The following is a 21,165-nucleotide window of genomic DNA, read 5'->3' on the forward strand; positions in this document are numbered from 1 at the left end:
CTCCATCCCCTTCTTATCCCTACCTACTATTCACATTCGTACTTGTAAATCTCTTTACCATATCCCCTATCAATTAGTAAAAGTTCATTTGGATATAGTGTCTTATGTTCCATTCCTACTTCATCCTCTGCTATAAACATTCCATCAATAATCATTCCAACTACTTGTGATTCTTTCGCTACAAAGACAGATTTCGAACCTTTCTTCGCTATAAACGTAACGGATTGCACGGTTTTTCTTTCTGCTCTAAATGGGATACCAAAATAATGGTTCCACCATTTATTTCGAAGTAATTCTGGTTCAGATTGATATAGCCAATCTTTCGCTACCTCTTGATCCCATTCATAATACAGTAGTGCTTTCCGGTGAAATCTTGGCCGAACAATCCATCCTAAAACAATGATTCCTACTGCTAGCAGTAATAAAGTGATAGGAATGACAAACTTAAAAATAAGCGCATATTTTTCATAAAACGGAGCATCTTGAATATGGAATGTTATGTTTTTCTTTACTTCTTGTAACTTTGAATCCTGCATTACGATGGTAGCTTCTACGGTGCCGGTATCTGTAAAATTAAATGTGTCGGAGTAATAGGGACGAGGATAAACATAGATTTGATTTCCATGTTGCTTTATTTCATAATTGATTGATTGTTTAGATGTGACACCAGTAGATTTTAATAGTTTTTTTACAGCTTCTTCTGTCATTAACTTACCATCTAACTGTGGTTGTAAAACAAATGGTTTACTATTCTCTAAATTTGTCACTTTTTCTTCATAATCTTTTGTAACAGTTTGAAGTGATAATTTCGGTTTCTCAGCTGTTTCAATTTTAAATTCTTTCGTCTGTCTATAAAACCCCTTTATATTCATATGAACTTTCCCGCGTACTAACCCTTTACCAAGCTTCGTTTCGTAATAAAACACATGCCTTTTATCGTTCCACTTCATTGCATATTGTTTTCCATCTATTTCTACTTCTGCCTGAAAGTAAGAAGACTGAACTGGCAACTCCGTAGGCTTTGCTTCAATAACAGCAGTAACACCTTCGTACATGTTCTCTACATTTTTTTGACTACTATCATCTTTGTCATAAGTAGAAACCGTATAATTAAGCGCTGGTTCAACTAATACTTGTAGTCCTTCTTTCTCAATGTCCTGATCCACTTCTATCGTATAAGTTCCTGGTTTAATAACTTCCTCATTTTCCGTACTTATATGAACTATATTTCCGAACAATTTTGCTTCTCCTGGTGCATGTATGGAAAAAGAAGATTGTAATTGTAATGGTTTAGAAATTTGTGTGACCTGATAATCGAGCAGAGAAGGCGATTGTCGTACAAGCGTCATACGCTTTAACGGAAATGGTGTTGTAATCTCTACTCTTTTCCCCACTACTTTCGTTTTTACAATCGATTCAACAGAGGAGAATGGATCACGATTTGCAACTAATGCTGCCACTTGATTTACACTTTTTACAATGCCATCTTCTCCGCTTGACGGCATCGTAACACCATTTATCTCTTTCTTCCATATTTCCTTGAACGTATTTAGTTGTTCTTTTTCTTGTTGTCCTAAATCTTCTTCCATCGTAATTAAGACTGGATGTAACGATATCTTTTTTGTATCCATTTCTTTCTTAAACTGGGCTAATTTCTGCAAAATTTGTTCTTTTCCGCCAACCTTATCTTTCTCTAAATCATTAAATGCCCCGTCAGTTAATACAATAAGCCAAAATTCACGTTTTCCATCTATATCTGCTTCCTTTTTTATAGATTGCATCGCCGTTTCTACCGCGCTAAATGGAGTATTTAAATACGTTTTCCACGCTCCAATTCCCTCAATTTCTGTTTGCCTTTTATCCTTCGTTAACGAAATGTTTAATGGATCATTCGGCTTACTCATTGGAACGTAAGAAAATTTATCTTTTTCATCCAATAGCGCAACTAAACTTTGCAAAGCATAATTGGCATATTTCCAGCGATCGTTATTTCTCATGCTGCCCGAATCGTCATATACAAGTGAAACGACCCTTTCCTTTGCCTCCTCTCCTTTTGCAAAAGCTGATAAAGGTAAACATATAAATAGAAACAACATGAACGTGGCACAAATTCGGATTTTCATGATGAGGCTTCGCCACCTTTGTAGACAAATTCCTATGTTTAAATTTATGAGAGGAAACAAGATATATGACTTGTATTTTAGGACAACTAACCCACCATAACCTTATTATGTAAACAGATCATACACTTGGTAATATTCCTTCTAGCATTCTCTATCCAATTATATAAGTAAAAAAGCCTGTTTAAGCTCCACGCTTAAAACAGACTTTTCCTACTTTTTATTTTAAAAACACATAACAAAAAGTTTGATTTTTGACTTAACACATCACTTCTATTGTAAATCCACCAGGTGCTTCAATATAAAACGTATACGCATGGGCATGCTTAGGAGGCTCGACCAAAAATCCATCTTCCTTCAATCTTCGATTTATCTTGTCTACTTGTTCTTCACTTTCTTGTGGAAATCCTACATGAAATGTTTTTGGATACTGAACTTCTTTCCCTTTCATTAACGTTAGTATAAATCCATCATTATCACGCATAACTGCAAAGGCATTCCCCCTTGTTCCACTACAAGTTAAGCCAAAATACTTTTCTAAAAACTCTCTTGCAGCTACTACATCTGCAACTGTTAAATTAAGATGTTTAATTCCCAACTCATCACCTTCTTTCTTAATTTTCTAACATTTTATCATACAATTAAAAAACACGCCTTTCACAGCGTGTTTCATTGCTTTACATACACTTCAACAATCGGATTCTCTTTATGATCCGCATGCAAGCGTATATTCTCTTCACCTGTATTATAAATACTAGCTAATAACATTATCGTTAACACATTAGGTGTCTTCGCATCACTTCCGTATTTTCTCTCAAGCGCTTCCTTATATTCAAAATCTAAATCCCCCTGCACATATGTATACACTTCAAAACCATCTTCTAAATTGCAAACTACTGTATCAATAATATCTGTCCCTACTTGCTTCTTCATTTCCTCTCGTAACGCTTCAATAAAATCTTCCCATGGTACTTCGTATGTCTGAAACTGATCTGTAGATTTCATGCCTTTTCCTCCTTATATATCCTCTTCTTATATTTCCCCTTTCCTATAACAATTATGATAGATAGGGCATTCGTACAAGCCGCACTTGTCCCCCTTACATATCGTATTACTGTAATGCGGAAGGAGGAAAGAATATGCATAGACAAAAATGTTATCATACATGCCAACGTTATTTCGGAAAAGTTGTTCGGATTGAAGACCGTGATGGCCGTATACATTTAGGTAAAATAATCGATGTGACACAAAACTCTGTATGGATCGAACCGGTGCAACAGCGCTCATCTTTTGATTCAGGGTTCGGATACTACGACGCTTATGCAAACGGTGGTTGTGACCTTTGTGGAGGCCTTAGCAGGTGTGATAGTTGTGGATTCGGATGCGGTGGTGGATTCAGCAGCTGCGGATGTGGTGGTCGTGGTTGTAGTAGTTGTGGTTGCGGCGGCTGGGGAGGCGGCGGTTGTGGCTGGGGTGTTGAACTCGGATTTGGTTTCATCTTCGGAATTACATTAGCTGCATTATTTTTCATTTAACATAGTAAAGAGTTGGCTACCTTTAGCCAACTCTTTTTCTTTATTTTTCACATATAAAAATACGATGCCCTAAAATGTGTTGGTACATAAGCCGTACATTTTCATGCTGTGCCCACGCCTCATATAACTCATTCGGAATATGTGAGGATACATTCCATTCTGGCTCTTCTACAGAGCCAGAGATTGTTTCTGCAATCGTGCCACCACCCGCAATTGTAATTCTTTTAAAATTTGCTTTCTGAAATAATTGTACCCACTCATTCTCAGTTAACAGTTCTTTCATGCCATATAATTGGGCGATTTTTTCTTCCTCACCCTTATCAATGTGCCTATCAATAATCATTTCAATGACAACAAGCTTACCGTCCTGCTGTAATACACGATAACACTCCGAGATAACCCTTTCTTTATCTGTAAAAGCGATGATTGATTCTCCAAGTACGAACTCAAATGAGTTATTCAAACACGGTAAATTCTCTACATTTCCTTCAATTAATTGTATATCTAACCCTTCAAACAACCATCTATCTTTTGCCTTTTGAATCATAATTTCATTCTTTTCAACCGCTGTTACTTTATAACCAAATTCCCTTGTCATATATGCCGCTGTTTTCCCCGTACCGCAACCTATCTCAAGGACATTCGCTCCATATTTAAAAGGCAGTTGTGCTAACAATTGTTTTGTTAACGTAAAACCACCAGGATGAGCACTTCCTATTCCGTAATAAGCTAGGAAATCGATGTATGTGTTTCGTTTCATGGGATTCTCCCTTTTTTATTTTATATATTCGAGGACGGAAGAAAAGTGCATAGAAAAAGGGGGCGTATTGTACGCCCCTCATCTTACTTATCCTCTGTAATATATGCCCATTTATAGCTGTAGTCTCCACCAACTGGATGGTGAACAATACCTTTTACTTTCTGTCTTTGAACGATAGCATCACCACGTTGATATAATGGTGCAATTACAGCATCATCAAGTAACATTTTCTCAGCTTTTAGTAAGCTATCCCAACGTTCTTTCGTTTTCGTTAATAGCTCGCCTTTACCTTTTTCTACAATTTCATCATATTTTGGATTTGAATATCCAGTTTGGTTATGAGGACCATTTGTAACGAACATATCAATGAATGTCATTGGATCTAAGTAATCAGGGCCCCAACCAGCGTAAGATAAATCATAATCTAAATCTGATTCTAATTTTAACTTTTGTTTAAACGGTTGATTTTTCAAGTTCACTGTTAACCCTGGTAAGTTTTTCTCAAGTTCTCCTTTTAAGAACTCCCCTACTTTTTTCGCATTATCGCTATCGTAGTTTAATAGCTCAATCGTTACTTGCTCTTTTCCAAGTTCTTTTTTCGCTTTTTCCCAATGCTCTTTTGCTTTTTTCACATCTGTTTTTAAAATATCTCCGTTATCTTTACGGAAGTCTTTTCCATCTGGACTCTTCGCAAATTCTTTTGGTACTAAGTAATCTGCCGGTGTAGATCCGTCATTTAAAATAACGTTCGTTAAGCCTTTTTTATCATATGCCTTTGCAATCGCTAAACGTAAATCTTTGTTTTTTAATACTGTATCTTGCCCACCACGTTTTTGGTTTAAACGTAAGAAGAACGTTGATGGTGTTTTTTGTGTATAGAAGTCTGGATTTGATTTATATTTGTCAACCATTTCAGATGTAAGTCCCGCACGATCGATTTGTCCACTTTCATATAAGTTTACACGTGTACCGCTATCTTTTACTACGTTAAAGTTGATTTCATCTAACTTAACTGTTTTATTATCCCAATATTGTGCATTTTTCTTTAATTTCCATCCTTCTTCATGTTTCCAGTCTGTTAATGTAAATGGTCCGTTGTATAACGTTGTATCTGCTTCTAAACCAAATTTTTCACCTTTTTCTTTTACGAATTTTTCATTTAACGGATAGAATGTTCCGAATGAAGTTAATTCTACAAAGTAAGGAACTGGATTTTCTAATTCTACCTCTAATGTGTAATCATCTACAGCTTTTACACCTAACGTATCAAGTGGTGCTTTCCCATCATTAATTGCTTTTGCGTTCTTTAAATCAAACATAATGTATGCATATTCCGCTGCTGTATTTTTATCTACCGCACGTTTCCAAGCAAACACGAAATCCTTCGCTGTTACAGGGTCTCCATTTGACCATTTTGCATTTTTATTTAATGTAAATGTATACTTTTTACCATCATCACTCTTTTTATATGATTCAGCAACCCCTGGAGCTGCCTTATTATCTTTATCAAGTCGATATAAACCTTCCATTACGTTGTTTAAAGCTAGAAACGATACTTGGTCTGTCGCTTTAGCAGAGTCCATAGATGGAATCTCTTGAGACTCTGTTAAATTAAGCACTTGCTTCGCCGCTAACTTTCCGCCTTCTTTTTCACCACTTTTCGGTGTTGTGCTTGCCTTCTCTTTATCTCCTGATCCAGAGCAAGCTGTTAATGCCATACTCATTACTAAAACTGGTGCTACGACCGCTGTCAATTTTTTCATCTTTTTTCTCTTCATTTTTTTGTACCCTCCCCAATTATATGTACGATATTAACATTTAGAAATTCTCTACTAACTTTCGTTATCAGAAAATTCTTATTAATTAATATTCTACTGTTTTTTTAGATTTTGTAAAGTATTTTTGTAAATTTCTAAATATTTATTTTTTTATTATAGTAACTTGCTGTTTTAACTACTATATGAATTATCCCCCGTCTACTATATGTAAACATCCCTTCCCTTATTCCAATCTATTACTACGTTCTATATTTTTCTTATTAGCATGAGGTCTCTTACTATCATTCATCTGTCTTACTACTTACTGATCTCTCTATTTTCCTCCGATAGAACCTTCCTAATTACCTACCCGATTCTCAATAGGCTAACGAGATTTATTCCCTTATGCATACTAAAAAGCATTTCAAAAGCAGCTCAGCCACTTTTGAAATGCTTTCACTTTATTTTTTTCCGCCATCCTCAGTTACATACGCCCACTTAAAGCTATATTCTGGACTGATGTTATGTTTCACAATTCCTTTTACATTCGGTTTCATTACGTACGATCTTCCTGTTTGATATAAAGGAACTAACCCTGCATCTTCTTCAAGGAATAACTTTTCAGCTTTCCCTAACGTTTCCCAGCGTTTTTTCGCATCACTCATTAATTCATTACCTGCTTTTCCTACCATTTCATCGTATTTTGGATTTGAATAACTCATTTGGTTGTACGGGCTCTTCGATTCAAACATATCAATAAATGTCATTGGATCCGCATAGTCTGGACTCCAACCTGCATAAGAAATTTCATAATCTTGCGCAGTTTCTAATTTTAATTTTTGTTTGAACGGCTGAATTTTTGTATTAATCGTTACACCTTTTAAATTTTTCTCAATTTGATCTTTTACATAGTCAGCAATCTTTTTCGCAGTTCCATCATCATAACTTAGCAATTCAATTGTAACTTGATCTTTTCCAAGTTCTTTTTTCGCTTCTTCCCACGCTGCTGCTCCTTTTTTCGGATTATATTTCAGACCATTTTTAAATGTATCTTGATAATCTTTACCATCTGGCCCTGTCGCAAGTCCTTTTGGAACCAATTGATCTGTTGCTTTTGATCCATTATTTAAAATTACATTTGCCAATCCTTTTTTATCAACTGATAATGCAATTGCTTCACGAAGTTTTTTGCTCTTTAAAGGCGTGTCTTGTCCGTTACGTTTTTGATTTAAACGTAAGAAGAATGTACTTGATTCCGCATACTCACCATATTCTTCTTTGTTCGATTTATATTTATCTACAAACTCTCCTGATAGTAATGTAAAATCAATTGATCCTGTATCATATAAGTTTACTTTCGTTGCAACCTCTTTTACTACACTATAGTTAATTTCTTCTAATTTCACAGTCTTTTTATCCCAGTACTTATCATTTTTCTTCAGCTGCCAACCTTGTTCATGTTTCCATGAAGACATAACGAATGGACCGTTATACACAGTTGTATCTGCTTCTAAACCGTACTTATCACCTTTTTCTTTTACGAATTTTTCATTTAATGGATAGTATGATGGGAATGCTAATAAATTTAAGAAATACGGTACCGGTTTTTCTAATTCTACTTCCAGCGTGTAATCATCTACCGCCTTCGCTCCTAATTCAGTTACAGGTTTTTCTCCTTTATTAATCGCTTCCGCATTTTTAATATAGTAAGCAATAAATGCATATTCTGCCGCAGTATTCTTATCAAGTAAGCGCTGCCATGCGAAAACGAAATCTTTCGCTGTTACAGGATCACCATTTGACCATTTTGCATCTTTTCGCAGTTTAAACGTATACTTTTTACCATCTTCACTTTTCGTACTAGACTCTGCCGCAGCAGGAATTGGCTTATTATCTTTATCAAGGCGATATAGGCCTTCCATCGTGTTCCCTAAAATTTGCGCACCTAATGTATCAGTAGATTTAGAAGTATCCATCGTCGGAATTTCTTGGTTTTCCGTACGATTTAATACTTGTTTCGCTGCATATTTAATATCAGATTTTTTTTCTTCCCCACTATTTGATGTAGTAGTCGTTTTCTTTTCCCCACCTGACCCAGAACATGCTGTCAATGCAACACTCATCGCTAAAACTGGTACTACAACTGCCGTTAACTTTTTCATCTTTTTTCTCTTCATTTTTGTACCCTCCCTAATTATATGTACATTACCAACCCTTGAGAGACCCCTTACTAAAGATTCGTTTTTCAGAAAATTACAACTAATGTTATTCTACTCTTTTTTTCGCATTTGTAAATAGTTTAATTTTAAATATTCTGACTTTTTTATTCTAGTAGGATTTATCCCCCATCTACTATATGTACATACTATACACCTTATTCTCCTCTATTTAACCATACTAAAAATTAGTATTTTAAGCTCACAAAAAAAGCATTTCAAAGTAGCTAAGCTACTTTGAAATGCTTTTTTAACTCTATTATTTTTCAGTTACATATGCCCATTTAAAGCTAAATTCTGGACTGATATTATGTTTTACTACTCCCTTTACATTTGGTTGTAAAACATAAGAATCTCCACGTTGATATAAAGGTACAATCGCTACATCTTCTTCAAGTAATGTTTTTTCAGCTTTTCCTAACTCTTCCCAACGTTTTTTCGCATCGCTCATTAATTCCGTTCCAGCTTTTTTCACCATGCCATCATATTTAGGGTCAGAGAAGCTCATTTGGTTATGAGAATGTCCAGTCTCAAACATATCTAAGAACGTCATTGGATCTGCATAATCCGGATTCCATCCGCCATACGAAATATCATATTGTTGTTCAGTTTCTAATTTTAGTTTTTGCTTAAATGGTTGAAGTTTAATATTAACTGTTACACCTTTTAGGTTTTTCTCAATCTGATCTTTAATATATTCGCCAACTTTTTTCGCATTACCAGTATCGTAGTTTAAGAATTCAATCGTAACTTGATCTTTTCCAAGTTCTTTTTTCGCTTCTTCCCAAGCTGCAGCAGCTTTTTTAGGATTTGGTTTCAAACCGTTTTTAAATGTTTCTTGGAAATCTTTACCGTCCGGTCCAGTTGCTAACCCTTTTGGTACTAAGAAGTCAGCTTCTTTTGATCCATCATTTAAAATTACATTTGCTAAATTCTTTTTATCAATTGATAGCGCAATTGCTTCACGTAATTTTTTGCTCTTTAATGGCGTGTCTTGTCCATCACGTTTTTGGTTCATACGAATGAAATACGTACTCACTTGTGAATATGTGCCAAATTCATCTTTCTTGCTTCTATATTTATCAACGAACTCTCCATTTAATAAAGCAAAGTCAACTTGACCGCTATCATATAGATTGACTAAAGTCGCAGCCTCTTTAACAACACTAAAGTTAACTTCTTCCAGTTTCACAGTCTTTTTATCCCAATATTGATCATTTTTCTTTAATTGCCATCCTTGTTCATGCTTCCAATCTTTAAGAACGAACGGTCCGTTATAGACAGTTGTATCAGACTCTAAACCGAACTTCTCGCCCTTTTCTTTTACGAACTTTTCATTTAATGGATAATATGATGGGAATGCTACTAAGTTTAAGAAGTACGGTACTGCTTGCTCTAACTCAACTTCAAGCGTAAGATCATCTACTGCTTTTACTCCTAATTCAGTTACAGGTTTTTCTCCTTTATTTACTACTTCTGCATTTTTAATCGGGAATGCGATAAATGCATACTCAGCAGCTGTTTTTGGATCTAATAGACGTTGCCAAGCGTATACGAAATCTTTCGCAGTTACTGGATCTCCATTTGACCATTTTGCATCTTTGCGTAGTTTGAACGTATATTTTTTACCATCTTCACTTTTCGTGCTAGATTCTGCTGCTGCTGGAATCGGCTTATTATCTTTATCAAGACGATATAACCCTTCCATCGTATTACCTAGCATTTGTGAAGATACTGTATCAGTTGATTTTGAAGAGTCCATCGTCGGAATCTCTTGTGTTACTGTTCGATTTAACACTTGTTTTGCTGCTAATTTTTCCCCTGATTTACTATCTCCACTAGAGCTAGAATTTGTGCTTGTCTTCTTATCTCCACCTGATGTAGAACATGCTGTTAACGCCATGCTCATTGCTAAAACCGGTGCTACAACTGCTGTTAGTTTTTTCATTTGTTTCTTTTTCATTTTGTACCCTCCCTAATTCTTAACGATAGCTATTAAAGAATTTTCTGATAATTCTGTTTTTCTCTATATATTTATCAGACGATTCTTACTAATTCTTATTCTACTAATTTTTTAATTTTTGTAAAGTATTATTATTGAAAATTTTTAAAAAATTATTTTTTTACAGTAATATTCATAAAAATTCCATATTTTGTTCAAACCTTATTTCGCATTCATACACATTCGTTGTTTTAATCACTTTCATCTCATTTACCACTTGAATACTTGTTAATTATTGCTAATAAATAATGCATATATCTAAAAACATCTTTTCTACAAAAATAAAAAAGTCAGCAAAGCTGACTTTTTACCCGACCATTTTCTCTCTTTTCATTTCCTCTACTACTCTCGTATACTTCTCATCATCAAATTCATTTTCACTTTTCGCAACAACTACAGTTGCAATACCGTTACCAATTAAATTAACGATAGCACGTGCTTCTGACATGAAACGATCTACACCAAGTAATAACGCTAAACCTTCTAATGGGATAACATTCATTGCAGATAGAGTAGATGCTAGTACAATGAATCCCCCGCCGGTTACTGCTGCTGCTCCTTTAGATGTAACTAACAAAATAGCTATTATAGTTAATTGTTGACCTAGTGAAAGATCGACGTGAAAAACTTGCGCTAAAAATATAGTTGCCATTGATAAATAAATCGTTGTTCCATCTAAGTTAAAAGAGTAACCTGTTGGAATGACTAAACCTACTACCGGCTTCGAACACCCGAAGTCTTCCATCTTTGTCATCATCCGCGGCAGTACTGATTCTGACGATGATGTCCCGAGAACAATAAGTAATTCTTCTTTAATATGCGCTAAATATTTCCACAAACTAAATTTGTACAGTTTACAAATAAAATTTAAAACAATAAAAACAAATAATGCCATTGTCGCATATACACAAATCATTAATTTACCCAGTGGTATGAGCGTGCTTAAACCATACTTCCCAATTGTAAATGCCATCCCACCGAATGCTCCAACCGGTGCTAATTTCATTACAATTGATAAAATGTTAAAAAATACTTTCGATAATCTTTCAAAAAAGTCAATAACCGGTTGTCCATTTTTCCCTAACATCGTTAACCCTGCGCCGAATAAAATGGAGAAGAACAGAACTTGTAAAATATCACCTTTGGCAAATGCTTCAAACATGTTAGACGGCACGATATGTAAAAAGAAATCCATCCATTTCATTTCTTGTCCGCTTTGAACATATTGTGAAACATCTCCGCCCTTTAGTTTTGAGGGATCTAATCCATCTCCTGGACGTACAACATTCGCTACGATGATACCAATAATTAAAGCCGCTGTTGTAACAATTTCAAAATATAATAGTGCCTTCCCACCAACACGGCCTACCTTTTTCATACTTCCCATACTTGCAATACCTAGCACAATTGTTAAAAAGATAATCGGTGCAATAACCATTTTAATCATATTGATGAATGTTTCACCAATTGGCTTCATTTGTTGTCCAACACTCGGCCAAATTGCCCCTACTGCAATACCACAAATAATAGCCACAATAACTTGGAATGTTAAATTCTTTACGATTCTCATTTTTGATACTCCCCTGTATTTTCATTTCTCCCATACTATTTCAATAATTGCTAATGATATATTCTATGTAATAGCCCCCCTGTTATTTAACTTAAACTATAATTTATGTTACACTATTATCTCAAACTTGAAAATAGTATATAACATTCAAGGATAAAAGACATACTATTTAACATAATAAAAAAGCAGACATTACATCTGCTTTAATTCTCCTCAATCTGTTTTTCACTTAATCCTAGATGTGTTCTAAGAGTATTACTCAAACTCTGTAGATCTTTTTTATTAGGATTATAATAATATACACGTTGCCCGTTTGGGCCATTAGGTAAGTATAAATCATCACCAGCTAATTGTATTTTTTCAACTGAACCGTTTAAACCGTATTTATAAAAAGATAAAATATCATCCATTACTAAATTTGTTTTAAAATCACCATCAACCGCCTCAACTATTTTTTCTAGCTTCGTAACCGATCCTACACTTTTTAATTTACTTAAAATCGCTTCAATAACCAGTTGTTGGCGCTGTCCTCTCATTGCATCACTATCAATATGACGCGTTCTTGCTAGTGCAAGTGCTTCTTCCCCATTTAATTTTTGTAATCCTTTTTTCAAATGAATCGCATCAGGTTCATCTTTACTATTTTGCTCCGTAAATTCAACTGGGACATCCACTTCAATACCATCTAACCCATCAACAATTTTAGTAAAGGAACCAAAATTAAATTTCACAAAGTAATCAACAGGCACCTGTAACAATTTCTCTACCGCTTCCACAGAAGCTTGCGGTCCTCCATCTTTACCATTTTTAACGAAACCACTTCCATATGCATGGGTTATTTTATCTTTTTTCTTTTCAACTGGAACATATGTATATGTATCACGCGGTATGCTCGTTAATTTCACTGTTTTATCGTCTTTATTAAAAGTCGCTAACAATAATGCATCTGTATGAAATGCACCATTATATTCCTTTTGTCGTTCTTGATTTTCATCAATTCCCATAATTAAAAGTGAAACATGATTTGCAATTGGCTTTACAGATTTCTCACGTAAATTGGATTTTTCACCTCGTGCTAAATTCAAATTAGATTTTTGTACAAGACTAGAAGTTTTCATATATACATAGGCTCCATAGCCAATTCCACCAAATAGTAATACCGCCAGTAGTAAACTTATTATCTTTTTCTTTTTATATTTTTGCTTATTTTTCTCTTCTCTTAAAAATGAATGATTCCCCATTTACTCTCCTCCTGTTTCTATTCATCCAATATGTTTTTCATTTTTTCATATTTAGCGCTATCCTTTTGAAACATACTTTCTTTCAATCCCTTATCTATTTGTATCCATTCAGTCGTAACTGAATATTGAATCAAGCCTTCTTGAAAACTAAGAAATTTCAACATAATCCCTGTATTTTTCTCCACAACCATTTCGAATTTCCCTCTTAAATCTTCAGAGGTGCTAACAGGCATCTCTATGTTTATAACTCCTTCAATTTTGTAGCAATCTAATCCAAGATATTTCGTTTCTTTATAATTCCAATCTTTATATCGAATTAATAAATCTGCGAATTCTGATTGAATACTATATTTAGCTAGCCCTACATATTCATCATCATATCTCTTTTTCTCATCTGATTTTCTCACTAACCTTTCCGTAGGATTTAATTTTAATAGTTCATTGTTTCTTTCTTTCGGGTTCCATTTTGTCTCTTTATAGGTATACTTCTCATCATCAAACTCTTTTTTCTTGCCCTCGTTATATATAATTGTTCGTTTTTTGGCTAGTTTATCTTCTTTCGAAGAGATACCTCTTTGTTTCTCCGTATCAATCGCATACTTATATGTTGTAGCAATTCTTGATGAGCTAGAATATTCCTCAAATTGTCCTGAAATATTTTTAAAATAATCAATAGAATCTAGCATTTTTTGATGAATCTTTTCTTTATCTGGATAATGTACATTCGATTTTATTTCTTCTTCATTTTCATAATCAGAAAACGCTTTTTTCTTTACATATTCAAATACTCCACCATTTTGCGCAAAACTTTGTATAGAAAACTCAGACATAGATACCACTGAAAGTATACAAACCGCTGCACTAATTATCATCATATGAATTTTGTAACTCTTCTTTTTTACCTTAAGATTATGTAGCGTGCCATTAATCTTTTCATTTAACTCTGGAGGTACTATAACATTTTCATCTTTTATTCTCTTTTTTAATTTCTCATCAAATAATTTTTCATTATCCATCCTTTACACCCCCTATTCCATCTTTAATCGTTTTTGTAGTTGTTCCCTCGCACGTGATAATCTTGATTTCACTGTTCCTTTCGGTATTTCTAACAGCTTTGCTATACTCTCTTGATTCATGTCTTCATAGTAATAAAGCACCGTAACAGCTCTTAATTCTTCATGTAACGATTGAATCGCATTACACAAATCTATATCTTCATACTGATCACACGCACTCATAATATAATCATTCTCTTCTGTCACAATTACATTTTTATACGCTCTAATAATATTGTTACACTCATTTATTAGTATTCGAATTAACCAAGTTTGAAAAAATTCTTCTTTTTTTAATTTTTTTATATTTTCATAGGCTTTTAAAATTGTTGTCTGTATCGCATCCTCTATATTTGTCTCATCACGTAACATCGCCTTTGCTATTCGATACATCTTCGCTTTTTCTGTATGTATAAGCGCTATAAAGGCTTCATGATCACCTTTTTTCGCTAAAGAAACATCCGTTTCTTCTTTTACAATCATTTTATATAAAGGGATTACTTTCACAATTGCTCCTCCTGTTTCATCCTCACTTCATCACTTCCAATTTAACTTTACATATATTAGACGTATGAACCTAGAAAAAGGTTCACTTTTTTGAATATTTTTGTAACTAAAAAGATAAATATCCTTTATAAGGATGCAATAAACATACTAGTTTAAATTTACAAATAAAAAAAGCCCACTTTCTCAGTGGACTTTCTACTCTATAACGGTAAATCCCTCTTCCTAAATACTACAATCGCTACGATAAAAATACAAAGCGCTACAGTAGTTAAACCTATACTTACCGGCCATATATTATATGATCCTTCAGCAATTTCTTTCGGACGAAACAGCGTGAATAATGATAGGTTTTTCATCCATTCTAACTTATCACTTAACTTCCCTACCATATCCAATACGAAAAATAAGATAGTTAAACTCGCTGAATAACTTAGTGCTTTTCTTTCGTCATTACATATACAAGAAAAGAAAAATGAATACGCACTAATGACTAAAAATATGAGCCCTCCGACTACATTTATCTTCAAAAATAATTCTTTATTTAAGTTATTATCTTGTAAAAACCATTCTGCACCTACTAACCCAGCTACATACGTAACAGATACAATAATTAGAAGTCCCAATATGAGAACAGCAGCTTGTGTAATCGCAATTTGCACTCTAGATACAGGTGTTGCTAGCAAGTATGCCATTGCGCCTTTATCTACATGACGAGCAATTAAATGTGTCGCAACTGTTACGCAAAAAATTGTTAAAATGATAATAAATAATAGACTATAGTATTCGCCCGCTAGAAAATCCATTACGTTTTGAATCGGACTTTCCATACCAACGATTTTTTTCACGCTATCAGGCATGGCAGCTATTAATTCATTTAGCCCTTTCGCTGATACCATTGACGGGAATATCCAAATTAATAACCACAGATATAAAGCTGCACCAGACGCATAACTCAAAATATTTTTTTGTGTTTCTTTCAAACTAGCTAAAAATAATTGCTTATTCATGCGTTACCCCTTCTTTCTTATCGTAATAATGCATAAATAAATGTTCTAAATCCATCGCTCTCGTTTGAAGTGCCGTTACATTATAGTTTGAAAGTGTTTGTAAAACAGTTTGATAGTTTCCTTGTACAATGATAGATGCCTCTCTGCCTTTTACCGCTTCAAATTGCAAATTACACTTTGTAAGGGACTCAATCTCTTCTTGTGATGATACTGTTACATCTATCACCTGTCTTCTCATACTTTGTAAATCGTGAATATTTTCAACCGTTACGAGTCGACCATCTTTAATAATAGCTACTCTATCACAAGTTCTCTCAATTTCAGTAAAAATATGTGATGACATTAGGATTGTTTTTCCTCTTTGCTTTTCCTCTAATATTAAATCTATAAATACTTGCTGCATAAGTGGATCAAGTCCAGATGTTGGTTCATCTAAAATTAACACCTCTGGATCGTGCATAAATGCAGCGACTATCCCTACTTTTTGCTTCATTCCTTTAGACATTTTGCGAATCGGTGTTTTCACATCAAATTGCAGACGCTCTATCAGTTCATCTCGTCTTTTCGTATCCTTTAATCCTCGCATTCCTTGCATTAATTTTAAAAACTCTAATCCGTTCATTCCTTCAATAAAAGAAATTTCACCCGGTAAGTAACCAACTTCCCTTTGAATTTTCGCCGCTTCATTCCAACAATCTAATCCAAAAATTGTCGCTTTACCAGTTGTCGGTTTTATAAATCCCATTAAATTACGAATCGTCGTTGATTTCCCGGCACCATTCGGTCCTAAATAACCAAATACTTCTCCCTCTTTTACATCAAATGTAATATGAAACAAACCTTTTCCGTTCGAAAACTGTTTTGTGACATCTTGAACTGAAATCATAATTCCACCTCATTTTTTGAAATATTTAATGTGTGATATTTCAAAATTATTGTACTCCTCATCTTCCATATTCGCAACAACTTTTTGAAATATTTATTAGTCCATATTTCAAAATTATTGTTTTCCATTATTTTTTCTTGTATATTTTAAGTGAGGTGATTGCATTGAACGGCTTTGAAAGAGTAAAAGAAAAGAAAAAGCGTGCCATTAAAGAAGCAGCATTCGTATTATTTTCAGAACGTGGATTTAATGAAGTGAAAATAGAACATATCGCAAAAGAAGCAAACGTTTCTCAAGTTACAATTTATAATCATTTCGGAAGTAAAGATGCGTTATTTAGGGAGCTTATACAAGAATTTATCATATCTGAATTTCAATATTATAAAGAGCTTGCAGAAGAAAAATTACCTTTTCATGATATGATGCAAAAAATGATTGTAAGAAAAATGAATACTGGCGGATTATTTCAACCTGATATGTTACTACAAATGATGCAAAGGGACGAAGAACTCCGTAAGTTTATTTATAGTTATCAAAATGAAAAAATCCTACCCTGGTATTTAGAAATATTAGAACGAGCTCAGCGCAAAAACGAAATTAATCCACACCTTACTAAAGAAATGATGTTACTTTACATTCAAATGTTTACAAAATTAGGTGATGAATTTGGAGCACAACTTCTTGAAGGAGATCGGGAAAAACATATAAAAGATATTGTTACGATGTTCTTCTATGGTCTTTCTGTTCCACAAAAATAAAAAGACACGAATTTCGTGTCTTTTTTATTTTATAGAAATGACTCTACCCTTTTCACTACTTTCAATCGCTAATTGAATCAGTTTAATAACATCTAAACCTTCTTTTGCTGTTACAGGTAGTTCCTCACCATTTAATATACTATCTCGTACACCTTTATAATAATTGTCATAACAACCGACTTCTGTTGGAATACGCTCTAAGCTTTCTTCTGTTTCTAAAGTAGCAAAATTCTCTTCATCGTCTACTCCATAACCGTTATCACCTGGCTTCATTCCATTTTTTAATTGCTCTTCCTGCGAATCCATACCGTACTTCACGATAGAACCTTTCTCTCCATGCACTATAAAATGCGGTCCAGCTTTTTTCACATAACTGCTACTACGTAAAATGACACGTTTAACTCCGTAATGAAGTACTATGTGGAAATAATCATCCACCTCTGCACCTGGTCGTTGTTTTATTACATCTGCACTTATCGCATCTGGTTTCCCGAATATTGATAACGCTTGGTCAATTAAATGCGATCCTAAATCGTATAATATACCGGATCCTGGTAGATTTTTTTCTCTCCATCGATCACGTACATGTGGACGGAAACGATCAAAATTCGATTCATATGCGTATACATTCCCTACTCTGTTTTCTCCTAACAATTTCTTAATTGTTAAGAAATCATTATCAAAACGACGATTATGATATACGCTTAACATTACATTATGCTGCTCTGCTAATGAAATAAGCTCTTCTCCTTCTTCAATTGAGACAACAAATGGTTTTTCTACAACAACATGCTTACCTTTTAAAATTGCTTCTTTTACATATGGAAAATGAGTTGTATTAGGTGATGTAATAACAACTAAGTCAACATCAGCTCGCTTCACCAATTCATCAATTGTACTAACAACATTAGCGTTTGGTAATGTTTCTTTTACTACCTCTTCTTTTGAGGATAATACAGCACGAATATCATATTCTTCTATTGTTTGTAATAGTGGGATATGAAATGTCGTACTAGAAAAACCATATCCTACAATCCCTACACCTATTTTTTTCATGTTGCCCCTCCATTTGTCCCGCTTTAACGGGCAGTAAGATTCCTAACTCAAAATTCAGTGAAAGCTAAGGCATTAGGTGAGGAATCAACTGCTTGTTAAAGCCCGATTGGTTCAACTAATAATCAGTGAGGATGAAGAAACTCCCCATTGATTAAAGTTTCACTTTATGAGAACGATTTCATTCAGTTATTATAACAAGATTATTATTATTTACATAATAAATTGCCTAGAAAAAAGCATCTTGCTACTATTCATAGCAAGATGCCCTCTTTATTCTGGTCTTTTCTTCGTCCACGTTTCTACTACTTCACCAGTATCATTAACATCTAGCACAAGGCTACCATTACTATACCGGTCTTTATTTCGATACGCTTTCGGATCAATCTCTTCTACAATGTTTTTCTCTGTCTTCATGTAAACTAATTCATCGTCCCGAACAATTTCAATACCGACAATGCGGTACGGATTACGTTTTAATTCTTTGAAAATAACAAGACCGCGTTTCGCCCTCGTTGACTTTTCAATTTCTGATGCTTTTAGACGTTTTACAGCACCGCGCTGTGTTACGAGAATAAGTTGATCTTTGTCACCATTTAACGGTTTACCAGAAGCGACATAGTCATCTTCTTTTAAATTAATTGCTTTAACACCAGCAGCTCTTACACCGACTGGACTTACTTCATCTTCATGGAAAATAAGTGCATATGCACCGTGTGTAGCAAGAACAATATCACTCGTTCCATCTGTCGCAAATATATCGACAACTTCATCATCTTTTTTCAAGTTTACAGCAACGAATGCCCTTGAATAACGCTGAACTTTATATTGATTTAATTCTGTTTTCTTTATCATACCATTTCGTGTTACAAATACGATAAATCGTTTTTCTTCCTCAAAGTTCGGTACAACCGTTGCCCAAATGATTGTTTCATCCCGGTCGAGTGAAACGATATTAGCAACGTGCTGACCTAAATCTTTCCAACGAATATCTGGCATTTCGTATACTGGCAGATATATATAGTTTCCTTTATTCGTAAATAAGAGGACTGTCTCTGTCGTATTCGTATCGAATCGTTCAAGTAAGATGTCACCCTCTTTCATACCGAAGTCTTTGCCGTTTGAGGCATTATGTGAGCGCCATCCAGTACGTTTCACATATCCTTCTTTCGTTACAGTAACGATGACATCTTCTTGTGGGATCATCACTTCTACATCGATTTTAATTTCCTCGATTTGATCTTCAATAATCGCGCGTCGATCATCACTATATGTTTTCTTAACTCTCTTTAAATCTGTTTTAATTACTTGAAGTAATCTTTTTTCACTTTGTAAAATTGCCTGTAGCTCAATAATTTTCTTATTAAGCTCATCTGCTTCTTCTTGTAACGCCGTAATGTCTGTATTCGTTAAGCGATATAATTGCAAGGAAACAATTGCTTCTGCCTGTGCTTCTGTAAAGCCAAATTTTGCACTTAAATTATCTTTCGCGTTACGTTTATCTTTTGAAGCTCGAATTGTCTCAATTACTTGGTCTAAAATCGATAATGCTTTCTTTAAACCTTCTACAATATGTTGACGATTTTCTGCTTTTCTTAATTCATATTGCGAACGTCTCGTAATAACCTCTTTTTGATGTCCAATATAAGCATCTAAAATTTTCGGTAATGTCATAAGTGTTGGACGACGATTATTGATCGCTACCATATTAAAGTTATATGGAATTTGCAAATCTGTATTTTTATATAAATAATTTAAAATACCTTCGGAGTTTGCTTCTTTCTTTAATTCAACAACAATTCGTAAACCAGTACGATCTGTCTCATCACGCACTTCAGCAATACCATCTAACTTTTTATCTAGACGTAATTCATCCATTTTCTTTACAAGGTTTGCCTTATTCACTTCGTAAGGAATTTCAGTGATTACAATTTGTTGTTTCCCACCGCGCACTGTTTCAACTTCTGCTTTTCCGCGAATAATAATTTTACCTTTACCTGTTTCATACGCCTTTTTAATACCATCAATCCCCTGAATAATACCGCCTGTTGGGAAATCTGGTCCTTTCATAACTGTTAATAAATCGTCAACAGTACTATTTGGCTTATCGATACGCATCATTGTAGCATCAATAACTTCTCCAAGATGATGCGGAGGAATTTCTGTTGCATAACCAGCGGAAATCCCTGTAGATCCGTTCACTAATAAATTCGGGAACGCTGCTGGTAATACAACTGGTTCTTCACTCGTATCATCAAAGTTTGACACGAATTCAACTGTTTCTTTATCAAGATCACGTAATAATTCAGATGCGATTGGTGATAAACGAGCTTCCGTATAACGCATCGCTGCCGCTGGGTCCCCATCAACACTACCGTTATTACCATGCATTTCAACTAAAACATTACGTACTTTCCAAGTTTGGCTTAAGCGTACCATTGCTTCATATACAGAGGAATCTCCATGTGGATGATAATTACCGATAACATTACCTACTGTTTTAGCTGATTTACGAAACGCTTTATCATGTACATTACCTTCTACATACATAGAATATAAAATACGTCTTTGTACTGGCTTTAAGCCATCACGTGCATCTGGAAGTGCACGATCTTGAATAATATATTTACTATAACGTGCAAAGCGATCACCTAACACGTCTTCAAGCGGGAGGTCATGAAACTTCTCTGCTTGCATG

17 protein-coding genes are annotated in these 21,165 nt (G+C 34.4%); 2 read left to right on the plus strand and 15 right to left on the minus strand.

What is annotated here, in order from left to right; genetic code table 11:
* Positions 1-26 precede the first annotated feature (26 nt).
* From GBN91_RS13000 to GBN91_RS13010, 3 genes are all read right to left on the minus strand, one after another.
* The gene (locus GBN91_RS13000) at positions 27-2,123 is read right to left on the minus strand and encodes a vWA domain-containing protein (RefSeq protein ID WP_152121594.1); all 2,097 of its coding nucleotides are present in this window, start codon (positions 2,121-2,123) and stop codon (positions 27-29) included.
* 256 nt (positions 2,124-2,379) lie between these two features.
* Positions 2,380-2,718 carry a VOC family protein gene (locus GBN91_RS13005; protein WP_000511518.1) on the minus strand — a complete coding sequence of 113 codons (339 nt, stop codon included), beginning with the start codon at positions 2,716-2,718 and terminating at the stop codon, positions 2,380-2,382.
* Positions 2,719-2,789: 71 nt separating this feature from the next.
* The gene (locus tag GBN91_RS13010) at positions 2,790-3,125 is read right to left on the minus strand and encodes a hypothetical protein (protein ID WP_000842887.1); all 336 of its coding nucleotides are present in this window, start codon (positions 3,123-3,125) and stop codon (positions 2,790-2,792) included.
* A 134-nt stretch (positions 3,126-3,259) separates the two neighbouring features.
* Between GBN91_RS13010 and GBN91_RS13015 the strand changes: the two genes are divergently transcribed.
* A complete protein-coding gene (locus GBN91_RS13015) occupies positions 3,260-3,655 on the plus strand; it encodes a hypothetical protein (protein WP_000555006.1) in 396 nt (131 codons plus the stop codon).
* A 40-nt stretch (positions 3,656-3,695) separates the two neighbouring features.
* On the opposite strand, the gene GBN91_RS13020 is transcribed toward GBN91_RS13015, so the two are convergent.
* From GBN91_RS13020 to GBN91_RS13065, 10 genes are all read right to left on the minus strand, one after another.
* On the minus strand, positions 3,696-4,415 hold the full coding sequence (locus GBN91_RS13020) for a class I SAM-dependent methyltransferase (protein WP_000828241.1): 720 nt from the start codon (positions 4,413-4,415) through the stop codon (positions 3,696-3,698).
* 83 nt (positions 4,416-4,498) lie between these two features.
* Complete coding sequence (locus GBN91_RS13025) at positions 4,499-6,193, minus strand: peptide ABC transporter substrate-binding protein (RefSeq protein WP_000823441.1); 1,695 nt, start codon at positions 6,191-6,193, stop codon at positions 4,499-4,501.
* Between the two features lie 440 nt (positions 6,194-6,633).
* Entirely contained in the window at positions 6,634-8,349 is a 1,716-nt protein-coding gene (locus GBN91_RS13030) for a peptide ABC transporter substrate-binding protein (protein ID WP_000823467.1), read from the minus strand.
* 298 nt (positions 8,350-8,647) lie between these two features.
* Positions 8,648-10,351 carry a peptide ABC transporter substrate-binding protein gene (locus GBN91_RS13035; protein ID WP_000730167.1) on the minus strand — a complete coding sequence of 568 codons (1,704 nt, stop codon included), beginning with the start codon at positions 10,349-10,351 and terminating at the stop codon, positions 8,648-8,650.
* A 346-nt stretch (positions 10,352-10,697) separates the two neighbouring features.
* On the minus strand, positions 10,698-11,960 hold the full coding sequence (locus GBN91_RS13040; RefSeq protein WP_001223628.1) for a dicarboxylate/amino acid:cation symporter: 1,263 nt from the start codon (positions 11,958-11,960) through the stop codon (positions 10,698-10,700).
* Between the two features lie 203 nt (positions 11,961-12,163).
* Entirely contained in the window at positions 12,164-13,201 is a 1,038-nt protein-coding gene (locus GBN91_RS13045) for an LCP family protein (protein WP_000526716.1), read from the minus strand.
* 17 nt (positions 13,202-13,218) lie between these two features.
* Positions 13,219-14,217 (minus strand): hypothetical protein, encoded by a 999-nt coding sequence (locus GBN91_RS13050; RefSeq protein WP_000368242.1) that lies wholly within the window; start codon positions 14,215-14,217, stop codon positions 13,219-13,221.
* A gap of 12 nt (positions 14,218-14,229) precedes the next feature.
* A complete protein-coding gene (locus tag GBN91_RS13055; RefSeq protein ID WP_000864730.1) occupies positions 14,230-14,763 on the minus strand; it encodes an RNA polymerase sigma factor in 534 nt (177 codons plus the stop codon).
* A gap of 200 nt (positions 14,764-14,963) precedes the next feature.
* A complete protein-coding gene (locus tag GBN91_RS13060; RefSeq protein WP_001041419.1) occupies positions 14,964-15,770 on the minus strand; it encodes an ABC transporter permease subunit in 807 nt (268 codons plus the stop codon).
* Positions 15,763-16,656 (minus strand): ABC transporter ATP-binding protein, encoded by an 894-nt coding sequence (locus GBN91_RS13065; RefSeq protein ID WP_000626577.1) that lies wholly within the window; start codon positions 16,654-16,656, stop codon positions 15,763-15,765. The genes GBN91_RS13060 and GBN91_RS13065 overlap by 8 nt, the downstream gene beginning before the upstream one ends.
* Positions 16,657-16,811: 155 nt before the next feature.
* On the opposite strand from GBN91_RS13065, the gene GBN91_RS13070 reads away from it, so the two are divergent.
* Positions 16,812-17,414: a TetR/AcrR family transcriptional regulator gene (locus GBN91_RS13070; protein WP_002024578.1), complete on the plus strand. Its 603-nt coding sequence runs from the start codon at positions 16,812-16,814 to the stop codon at positions 17,412-17,414.
* Positions 17,415-17,438: 24 nt separating this feature from the next.
* On the opposite strand, the gene GBN91_RS13075 is transcribed toward GBN91_RS13070, so the two are convergent.
* Together GBN91_RS13075 and parC are read right to left on the minus strand one after the other, a co-directional pair.
* On the minus strand, positions 17,439-18,470 hold the full coding sequence (locus GBN91_RS13075) for an oxidoreductase (RefSeq protein WP_000719783.1): 1,032 nt from the start codon (positions 18,468-18,470) through the stop codon (positions 17,439-17,441).
* 270 nt (positions 18,471-18,740) lie between these two features.
* Positions 18,741-21,164 carry a DNA topoisomerase IV subunit A gene (parC, locus tag GBN91_RS13080; protein ID WP_001147470.1) on the minus strand — a complete coding sequence of 808 codons (2,424 nt, stop codon included), beginning with the start codon at positions 21,162-21,164 and terminating at the stop codon, positions 18,741-18,743.
* Position 21,165: the final 1 nt, after the last annotated feature.

The organism is Bacillus sp. B1-WWTP-T-0.5-Post-4 (genome assembly GCF_009183795.1).
GTDB classification, from domain to species: Bacteria; Bacillota; Bacilli; order Bacillales; family Bacillaceae_G; genus Bacillus_A; species Bacillus_A cereus.

Coding starts and splice junctions, on each gene's coding strand:
- GBN91_RS13000 (WP_152121594.1), bottom strand. CDS start 2,123: ATGAAAATCCGAATTTGTGCCACGTTCATGTTGTTTCTATTTATATGT.
- GBN91_RS13010 (WP_000842887.1), bottom strand. CDS start 3,125: ATGAAATCTACAGATCAGTTTCAGACATACGAAGTACCATGGGAAGAT.
- GBN91_RS13015 (WP_000555006.1), top strand. CDS start 3,260: ATGCATAGACAAAAATGTTATCATACATGCCAACGTTATTTCGGAAAA.
- GBN91_RS13020 (WP_000828241.1), bottom strand. CDS start 4,415: ATGAAACGAAACACATACATCGATTTCCTAGCTTATTACGGAATAGGA.
- GBN91_RS13025 (WP_000823441.1), bottom strand. CDS start 6,193: ATGAAGAGAAAAAAGATGAAAAAATTGACAGCGGTCGTAGCACCAGTT.
- GBN91_RS13030 (WP_000823467.1), bottom strand. CDS start 8,349: ATGAAGAGAAAAAAGATGAAAAAGTTAACGGCAGTTGTAGTACCAGTT.
- GBN91_RS13035 (WP_000730167.1), bottom strand. CDS start 10,351: ATGAAAAAGAAACAAATGAAAAAACTAACAGCAGTTGTAGCACCGGTT.
- GBN91_RS13040 (WP_001223628.1), bottom strand. CDS start 11,960: ATGAGAATCGTAAAGAATTTAACATTCCAAGTTATTGTGGCTATTATT.
- GBN91_RS13045 (WP_000526716.1), bottom strand. CDS start 13,201: ATGGGGAATCATTCATTTTTAAGAGAAGAGAAAAATAAGCAAAAATAT.
- GBN91_RS13050 (WP_000368242.1), bottom strand. CDS start 14,217: ATGGATAATGAAAAATTATTTGATGAGAAATTAAAAAAGAGAATAAAA.
- GBN91_RS13060 (WP_001041419.1), bottom strand. CDS start 15,770: ATGAATAAGCAATTATTTTTAGCTAGTTTGAAAGAAACACAAAAAAAT.
- GBN91_RS13065 (WP_000626577.1), bottom strand. CDS start 16,656: ATGATTTCAGTTCAAGATGTCACAAAACAGTTTTCGAACGGAAAAGGT.
- GBN91_RS13075 (WP_000719783.1), bottom strand. CDS start 18,470: ATGAAAAAAATAGGTGTAGGGATTGTAGGATATGGTTTTTCTAGTACG.
- parC (WP_001147470.1), bottom strand. CDS start 21,164: ATGCAAGCAGAGAAGTTTCATGACCTCCCGCTTGAAGACGTGTTAGGT.